The organism is Flavobacterium daejeonense DSM 17708 (genome assembly GCF_000425425.1).
Classification (GTDB): Bacteria; Bacteroidota; Bacteroidia; order Flavobacteriales; family Flavobacteriaceae; genus Flavobacterium; species Flavobacterium daejeonense.
Genome location: NZ_AUDK01000005.1, coordinates 210,919 through 219,006 on the forward strand (window position 1 = coordinate 210,919; position 8,088 = coordinate 219,006).

Annotated in this window: 9 protein-coding genes and 1 tRNA gene; 3 read left to right on the top strand and 7 right to left on the bottom strand. The window is 35.1% G+C overall.

Going from position 1 to position 8,088, the window contains the following annotated elements:
• The first annotated feature begins 10 nt into the window (after positions 1-10).
• Together H599_RS0106650 and H599_RS0106655 are read left to right on the top strand one after the other, a co-directional pair.
• A complete protein-coding gene (locus tag H599_RS0106650) occupies positions 11-883 on the top strand; it encodes a rhomboid family intramembrane serine protease (protein ID WP_026713415.1) in 873 nt (290 codons plus the stop codon).
• A 43-nt stretch (positions 884-926) separates the two neighbouring features.
• Entirely contained in the window at positions 927-1,973 is a 1,047-nt protein-coding gene (locus H599_RS0106655) for an endonuclease/exonuclease/phosphatase family protein (protein WP_026713416.1), read from the top strand.
• A 45-nt stretch (positions 1,974-2,018) separates the two neighbouring features.
• Here H599_RS0106655 and H599_RS0106660 read toward each other — a convergent pair whose 3' ends face one another.
• The 7 genes from H599_RS0106660 to H599_RS0106690 form a co-directional block, all read right to left on the bottom strand.
• Positions 2,019-2,645, bottom strand: a complete 627-nt coding sequence (locus H599_RS0106660) for a WbqC family protein (RefSeq protein ID WP_026713417.1) — start codon at positions 2,643-2,645, stop codon at positions 2,019-2,021.
• Positions 2,646-2,674: 29 nt separating this feature from the next.
• On the bottom strand, positions 2,675-3,049 hold the full coding sequence (locus H599_RS0106665) for a four helix bundle protein (RefSeq protein WP_026713418.1): 375 nt from the start codon (positions 3,047-3,049) through the stop codon (positions 2,675-2,677).
• Between the two features lie 89 nt (positions 3,050-3,138).
• Positions 3,139-4,710 carry a signal peptidase I gene (gene lepB / locus H599_RS0106670; protein WP_026713419.1) on the bottom strand — a complete coding sequence of 524 codons (1,572 nt, stop codon included), beginning with the start codon at positions 4,708-4,710 and terminating at the stop codon, positions 3,139-3,141.
• 35 nt (positions 4,711-4,745) lie between these two features.
• Positions 4,746-5,444 (bottom strand): 4-hydroxy-tetrahydrodipicolinate reductase, encoded by a 699-nt coding sequence (gene dapB / locus H599_RS0106675; protein ID WP_026713420.1) that lies wholly within the window; start codon positions 5,442-5,444, stop codon positions 4,746-4,748.
• A gap of 54 nt (positions 5,445-5,498) precedes the next feature.
• The gene (locus H599_RS0106680; protein ID WP_035141261.1) at positions 5,499-6,059 is read right to left on the bottom strand and encodes a DUF5683 domain-containing protein; all 561 of its coding nucleotides are present in this window, start codon (positions 6,057-6,059) and stop codon (positions 5,499-5,501) included.
• Entirely contained in the window at positions 6,059-6,958 is a 900-nt protein-coding gene (locus H599_RS0106685) for a ParB/RepB/Spo0J family partition protein (protein WP_026713422.1), read from the bottom strand. Before H599_RS0106685 ends, H599_RS0106680 begins: the two co-directional genes overlap by 1 nt.
• Before the next feature lie 5 nt (positions 6,959-6,963).
• Complete coding sequence (locus H599_RS0106690) at positions 6,964-7,731, bottom strand: ParA family protein (RefSeq protein ID WP_026713423.1); 768 nt, start codon at positions 7,729-7,731, stop codon at positions 6,964-6,966.
• A gap of 199 nt (positions 7,732-7,930) precedes the next feature.
• Between H599_RS0106690 and H599_RS0106700 the strand changes: the two genes are divergently transcribed.
• Positions 7,931-8,005: transfer RNA gene (locus tag H599_RS0106700), tRNA-Pro, on the top strand.
• The last annotated feature ends 83 nt before the right edge of the window (positions 8,006-8,088 follow it).

Sequence of the window (8,088 nt, forward strand, 5' to 3'; positions counted from 1 at the left end):
AGACGAATACATGAATATTCTGGACGACTTAAAAATGCAATACAAACTGGGAGGAATTGTCAATAAGCTAATTTATTGGAATGTAGCCTGTTTTTTGATTTCATTTGTTTTGCCGGGAATATTGCGCATTTTTAATGTTGATTTGAATGTGTTGCAATATGTGAGTTTGTCGTCTAATCCGTCCGATTTATTGTGGAAACCCTGGTCGCTTATCAGTTATGCTTTTTTTCATTTTGATTTCTTTCATATTTTATTCAATATGCTGGTGCTGAATTTTGCAAGCCAGTTGTTTTTGACTTTTTTTACTCAAAAACAGTTTTTAGGTTTGTATTTATTGGCAGCTGTTTTTGGCGGAGCCGTTTTTATGGGCACGTATTATTTGATGAATATGGATGCTCCGATTGTTGGGGCTTCGGCAGCAATTATGGCCATTTTGATGGCGGTAACCAGTTATCAGCCACTAATGGAAGTGCGTTTGTTGTTGATAGGAAGAGTGAAATTATGGCATATTACGGCGGTGTTGTTGATACTAGATTTGATGCAGCTTCGTTTAGAGAATATGGGAGGACATATTTCGCATTTGGCAGGAGCTTTATTTGGTTTTGTTTATATCAAAGCCTTACAAAACGGAACTGATATGAGTTTAATTGTCACTAACGTTATTAGTTTTTTTGCCAATGGTTTCAGAACAACACCAAGCACACCGTTTAAAAAAGTTCATAAAAATTATAACAAACCCGTTGAGAAGCGTACCACTTCCCGGATTGTTACCAAGGATAAAACCCAACAACAAATTGATGAGATTTTAGATAAAATCAGTCAGTCGGGTTATGATAGTTTAACAAAAGAAGAAAAGGATTTTTTATTCAAATCAGGGAAATAATGGTTTGAAGTTTGTGGAGACTTTGGACATTTAATTAGACAAAATGAAAAATCTTTCGTGGTTTAACAGAGTAATGTTTGTTTTAAACAGTATTCTTATAGTCGTTACTTTTATCGCTTATGTGTTGCCATTTCTGGCGCCTAAAATCTTCCCTTTATTGTCGGTAGTAACTTTGTTTATGCCTTTGTTTTTTGTTTTAAACGGACTTTTTTTTGTGTATTGGGGAATACAACTCAAAAAAAGAATGATGATGTCCGGTTTGGTTCTTTTAATCGGAATCACTTTTATCAATAAGTTTTATAAATTTTCAACTAAAGAATTTCCGGAAAGCGAAAAGGATTTTGTGGTAATGAGCTACAATGTTCGTTTGTTTAATTTGTTTAAATGGCAGGACAAAACGGATATTCCGGAATCAATATTGCATTTTATCAACGAAAAAAATCCGGATATTGTATGTATTCAGGAGTATTCTAATTCGGCTCATGTGGATTTAAAAGTATATCCCCATCGTGCGATTTTTATGGAAGGGAATCAAATTAAAACCGGACAGGCTGTTTTTTCTAAGTTTCCCATTATTGAAGAAGGCAAAATTTCTTTCCCGAATTCGACCAATAATGTAGTTTATGCCGATATTAAGAAGGGAAAAGATGTTATCAGGGTTTATAATATGCAATTGCAATCCATTAAAATATCGCCGGATGTAAACGAGATTTCCGAAAACATTGATGTGATTGACAAGGAAAAATCTCAGATGATGTTCATGCGTATCAGCAGGGCTTTTAAACAACAACAGCAACAGGCTGAAATTTTGAGAGATAATTTAAAAAACTGTCCGTATCCGGTTATCATTTGTGGAGACATGAATAACAGCGCCTTTTCATATGTTTATCGCATTATTAAAGGAAGTTTGAAGGACGCTTTTGAAGAGACCGGAAAAGGTTTTGGTCAAACGTATCGATTTAAATATTATCCGGCCCGAATTGATTATATTTTTGCCGACAGAAATATGCAGGTGAAAATGTTTGAAACCTTCCCTGATTTTGATAATTCGGATCATTTTCCAATTATGGCAAAACTTTCGTTGGAATAAATATAAATTAAATTCCAATTTTTAAATTCTAAATTCCAAATAAAATCAAGGGATAATTAATTTTTGTGATTTCAAATAATCCACGGTGAATTTTCCTTCGTTGAAAAGTAAATCCAAGACGCTAAGGTTGTTTATAAAACCAAATTTATCATCAAAAACCTGAGTGTAGGATTCAAAAACGGAAGGGTCTTTTTTTCCATTAACTAAAAAGCGATAGTCTGAAAATTTGTTAGAATCTACTTCGTGAAAGTATTCGTTAGTAGTTTCGAAGTCAAATTTCATTCGCATACATTTCGAAATAATTTCTAAGGCTTCTAAATTCAAATCCATTAAAAACTGATGTTTTTTTTCGAAAAAAGGAACAAAATCATCTTCAAAATATTCAAAAAAAGGCGAACTTCGGTAAGCGGCTTCTAAGGATTTGAAATGTTGTTTTTGCCAGTCAAAATCATTTTCTATTTGAATGTCTTTGGTTTTTTGATGACTTGCTCGGGAATGTTTTATTGGAATATTTAGCAGTTGTACGCCATTTGGACTATAAATGTAAGTACGGTTTCTATTCGTTTGTTTTTGAAAATTATCTTCCATTTCAAATACAATACTTTCTGCCTGAACCATGGCAACAAAATGGCTGATTGACGGGAAATAGGAAGGATGTAATAGGGTTTTCATTCGTTGTTTTGGTTATTTGAGGGATTTGGTTATTTGGTTTCAGACTTTTCTAGTTGGTAATTTCTTAAAGAATTAAGTTTGTTTGTAATGCTTTCTAAATTTTTTCTTAAATCCAAATAATCTACTTCTGAGATAAAATTCAGTTCGTAAGAAATAATTAATTGATTAAGCACTTCAACAGAAGAGCCAAAAGCAATTGTTGTAAAGTGTGCTTTGTCTTTAAATGTTTTTCTGGCTGAGCCCTCAGCTATGTTCGATGCTATGGAAACAGATGCACGACGCAACTGTGAGATTAAATTATATTTTTCAGTTTCAGGAAACTTTGAGGTTATCTGATAAATCATTTTCGAAAAATCTTTGGCTTCAATCCAAACTTCTAATTTTTCAAAAGAATATATATACATATTTTGGTAATTTGGCTTCAAACTAAGTTTCGTTTAATCAAATTTATAAAATATAATTTATCAAATAACCGAATCCACAAATAGTCAAATTAGCTGTTTTTTGCTTTTCTTTTTTTCCAAAAATACTCACCTACAAAGAAAGCGGCTAATAAAATTAAGAAAATTTTAAAGTAAGATTGTGGCTGACCTTCGCCGCTAACAGTGGTAAAAACTCTGTTCCAGCGCACTTTGTTCAGACCTTTGGCATTGGCATCCCAACTCATCCAGATAAAAACCGGCTTTCCTACAATGTGGTCTTCCGGTACATATCCCCAATAACGACTGTCTTCAGAATTATGACGGTTATCTCCCATCATCCAGTAATAATTTTGTTTAAAAGTATAGCTGTTTACTACTTTTCCGTTCAGTCTGATTTCGTTTCCGGTAACTTTTAAGTCATTTTTGTTTCCGTTATCGTCTTTTTCATAAGTTGTAATAATTCTTTCGTAAAACGGCAGGCTTTCCAGGTTAAGCGGAACTGTTTTTCCTTTTTCAGGAATGTAAATTGGGCCGTAATTGTCACGGTTCCATTTGCTGTCAGGGAATATTCCGTATTCAGAGCCTTTAGCGATTTCTCGGGTTACAGCGGTTATTCCTGGTGTGTTTTTTAATCGTTGCGCATTGGCTCCAGTCAAAGCTTTGAAATATAATGTGTCTTTCAGTTCGCTTTTGAAACCTACCGGATCTGTAATGTCTAATTCTTTTAAAAGGCTTTCAAAATCAATAGGAGTTTTACCGTCTAAGGCTACGGCGTAAGAATACTGTGGTTTTGCTCTTTCAGGTAAAGCTAATTTTTGTCCGTTGATGTAAATATAACCGTCTTTGATAGCTAAACTGTCTCCTGGAATCCCCACGCATCTTTTTACGTAATTAGATTCCTTATCAATTGGTTTGATAACTCCGGGTTTCCCTTTTGTTTCAAAAAAGTAATGTACTGTATCAACTGGCCAGTTGAAAACGACTATGTCGGTGCGTTTTATTTTGTCTTCAATTCCGGGTAATCTAAAGTAAGGCAATTGAGGCCAATTTAAATAGGATTTTCTTTTAGTCATTGGAATCGAGTCGTGAACCATCGGTAAAGCAACTGTAGTCATAGGAACGCGGGCGCCATAATTCACTTTGCTAACAAAAAGGAAATCACCAACTAATAATGACTTTTCCAATGAAGAAGTAGGAATAGTGTAAGGTTGTACAAAGTAAGTATGCACAAAAGTAGCTACAATAATAGCAAATAATAGGGAACTAACCGTGTCAGCTGTTTTATTTGCCGGATGTAAGCTTCTTTCGGCGTTGTATTCTAATTTTTGGGTGTAATTAACGTAGTAGATATACAATCCGCAAGTTACAATTCCTAAAAAGGTATCTAATTGAGAGCGTTTCCCAAAAGTTCTTAAGGTTTCTACCCAAATCACCGGAAACATAATCAAATTGATAATTGGGATAAAAAGTAATAAAGTCCACCAGGTAGGCCGACTAATAATTTTCATTAGGACAATAGCATTATATACTGGTATTGCAGCTTCCCATTTTTTTCTTCCGGCTGCTTCATAAAGTTTCCAGGTTCCTAAAAAGTGAACAACTTGAACTAAAAGGAAGAATACAAACCATTGATATAGTGTCATAGTTCTTTTGAATTAAAAAGTTAATTGTTTTTTGATTATAGTCCTAAAACGTCTCTCATGCTAAAAATTCCGTGTTTTCCGGCAAGCCATTCGGCAGCGATTACAGCGCCAAGAGCAAATCCTTCACGGTTGTGAGCGGTATGTTTGATTTCGATACTGTCAATTCCCGAATCGTAAGTTACCGTGTGCGTTCCAGGAACTTCACCTGTTCTGACAGCTTCAATATGAATTTCGTTTTTTTTGGTGTTTTCCAATGTCCATTTGTCATAATTGCTATTTTTAATAACGTCCTGAGCTAATGAAATAGCAGTTCCGCTTGGTGCATCAAGCTTATGGATGTGATGAATTTCTTCCATTGAAACTTTGTATCCTTCAATGTTTGACATGATTTTGGCTAAATATTCGTTTAAACCAAAAAATAAATTTACGCCTAAGCTAAAGTTAGAACTCGAAATAAAGCCACCATTTTTTTCTTTGCATAAAGCAATCATTTCGTCATAACGATCCAACCATCCGGTAGTTCCCGAAACAACAGGAACGTTGTTGTTAAAACAGGCAGAAATATTTTCAACAGCGGCCATAGGAACACTGAAATCAATGGCTACATCGGCAGTCGAAAGTCCGTCGAAAGTATTGAATTCGTCTTTTTTCAGGACAATTTCATGACCTCTTTCCAGAGCAATTCTTTCAATTACCTGTCCCATTTTTCCGTATCCTAAAAGTGCTATTTTCATTTGTGTTTTATTTTTAAATTAAAAGAGTTCTTTCTAAAACTCCGTTGTTTTTTGTTAAAAGTCGTATGTCAGGCTTACGCCAATATTGGTTTTGTAATTCAGATTGTTTTGGTAAAGAGTAGGGCGAATGGATAAGCGTTCGTCCACATTGAACTGTTTCAAAGCTGCATCAACATTGGCATCGATGATGTTTAAAACATAAAAACCTACGATAAACAAAGTGGAATAATCCCGATTACGTTGATAAAATTTTTGTGCAGCAATCAAACGGCTGTCGTCCAAATAAGTAAAATCGTCATCGTTGTATCCTTCCAGTCTTCGTTTGTACGCATCTCTGAATTGATGGTATTTTTTATTACTGTCTATATAAAAATAAAGACTGGTTCCTATGGCACCATAAACCAAAGGAATTTTCCAGTATCTCTTATTGTATGCCTGACCTAAACCCGGAATAACAGCCGAATAAAAAGCGGCTTTTGCCGGAGTTAACGGGTCGATGTCAATAGGTTTTACGGTGTCTTTTGCTGTTACGACAGTTTGAGTCGTTTTTTGTGACCACCCGCTAGTATTGCAAAAAAGAATAAGAAATAGTGCTATGGAAATACTCTTGTTCACTATTTCGTAATTAATTCAATTATGCGATTAAAATCAGCTTCCGACTGGAACGGAATGGTGATTTTTCCTTTTCCGTTATTGGCTACTTTAATATCTACTTTGTTACCAAAATAAGAATTAAACAGTCTTTTTTGACTTTCGTCAATGTCAAACGAAGCCGCTTTAACTTTTGCAGCCGGTTTTGGTTTCAAACTTTCGTGATAATTTTTTACCAAAGCCTCGGTGTCACGAACCGAGAGATTCTGACTTACAATTTTTTGATAAATATCGGTTTGAGCGTCTAAATCTTCAATGTTGATGATGGCTCTTCCGTGTCCCATGCTGATAAAACCGTCACGAATGCCCGTTTGGATAATCGGATCCAGTTTTAACAAACGCAAATAATTGGCAATAGTAGAACGTTTTTTTCCTACGCGATCACTCATTTGTTCCTGAGTTAATTGGATTTCATCCATTAAACGTTGGTACGAAAGCGCAATCTCAATCGGGTCTAAGTCATGACGCTGGATGTTTTCCACCAAAGCCATAACCAAAGATTCGTTGTCATTAGCAATTCGGATGTAAGCAGGAACGGTAGTTAGTCCGACTAATTTAGAAGCGCGCAAACGACGTTCTCCCGAAATTAACTGGTATTTATTGAAATCTAATTTTCGAACGGTAATTGGTTGAATCACTCCTAATTCTTTGATAGAAGTAGCGAGTTCATTTAAAGATTCTTCGTTAAAATTACTTCGGGGCTGAAAAGGGTTTATTTCAATAGCTTCAATTTCAAGCTCAATGATATTTCCAACAACTTTGTCAGCATTTTTGTCCTCAACCGATTTGATGTCATTATCCGGATCTTTCAATAAGGCAGATAATCCCCGTCCTAAGGCTTGTTTTTTTATTGCTTTTGTCATAAAAATTATTGGATGTTTTTCTTTATAATTTCCTGAGCCAGATGTAAATAGTTAGTTGCTCCTTTGCTGGTTGCGTCATAATTAATGATGCTTTCGCCAAAACTTGGAGCTTCACTCAACTTCACGTTTCTCTGGATAATTGTTTCAAAAACCATGTCGTTAAAATGTTTTTGAACCTCTTCAACTACCTGATTAGAAAGACGTAATCTGGAATCGTACATCGTTAACAATAAGCCTTCGATGTCTAATTCGGGATTGTGTATTTTTTGGATACTTTTGATGGTATTCAAAAGTTTGCCAAGTCCTTCCAGAGCAAAATATTCACATTGAATAGGAATTACTACTGAATCGGCAGCTGTTAAAGCATTTAGTGTTAACAGTCCCAGAGAAGGAGCACAGTCGATAATGATGTAATCATACTCGTCTTTAACGCTTTCTAATGCTTTTTTAAGCATGTATTCTCTGTTTTCCTTGTCCACCAATTCGATTTCGATAGCTACAAGGTCAATGTGAGCCGGAATAACATCTACATTAGGAGCTGTACATTGTACAACAGCTTCTTTAGGAGTATTGCTGTGTTCTAAAATTTGGTAAGTACCAATTTCTACACTTTCCACATCAATACCTAATCCGGAGCTGGCATTTGCCTGAGGATCAGCATCTATTAATAATACTTTCTTTTCTAAAACACCTAGTGAGGCAGCAAGATTTACCGATGAGGTTGTCTTTCCAACGCCTCCTTTTTGATTAGCAATCGCAATGATTTTGCCCATTTATCTTCTATAATTTTGAACGGTAAAAATACAATTTATTATTGTTTCTGAAAATCTATTTTGTTAACAATTGTTAAATGGATAATTGTATTCTTTCGAGAAATCTGGCTTTGATTTTTTGGTTAGATTTTGATGAACTTAATTTTTTTAAAATTTTAGTTGCAAAAGAGAAAAAGAGTTGTATCTTTGCAGCCGCTTTCGGGGTGTAGCGTAGCCCGGTTATCGCGCCTGCTTTGGGAGCAGGAGGCCGCAGGTTCGAATCCTGCCACCCCGACAAAACCTTCTTGAATTTCAAGAAGGTTTTTTTGTTTTTAACCAATTTACTATGTTTTACGTCTATATATTATTTTCAGAGAA

Coding starts and splice junctions, on each gene's coding strand:
- H599_RS0106650 (WP_026713415.1), top strand. CDS start 11: ATGAATATTCTGGACGACTTAAAAATGCAATACAAACTGGGAGGAATT.
- H599_RS0106655 (WP_026713416.1), top strand. CDS start 927: ATGAAAAATCTTTCGTGGTTTAACAGAGTAATGTTTGTTTTAAACAGT.
- H599_RS0106660 (WP_026713417.1), bottom strand. CDS start 2,645: ATGAAAACCCTATTACATCCTTCCTATTTCCCGTCAATCAGCCATTTT.
- H599_RS0106665 (WP_026713418.1), bottom strand. CDS start 3,049: ATGTATATATATTCTTTTGAAAAATTAGAAGTTTGGATTGAAGCCAAA.
- lepB (WP_026713419.1), bottom strand. CDS start 4,710: ATGACACTATATCAATGGTTTGTATTCTTCCTTTTAGTTCAAGTTGTT.
- dapB (WP_026713420.1), bottom strand. CDS start 5,444: ATGAAAATAGCACTTTTAGGATACGGAAAAATGGGACAGGTAATTGAA.
- H599_RS0106685 (WP_026713422.1), bottom strand. CDS start 6,958: ATGACAAAAGCAATAAAAAAACAAGCCTTAGGACGGGGATTATCTGCC.
- H599_RS0106690 (WP_026713423.1), bottom strand. CDS start 7,731: ATGGGCAAAATCATTGCGATTGCTAATCAAAAAGGAGGCGTTGGAAAG.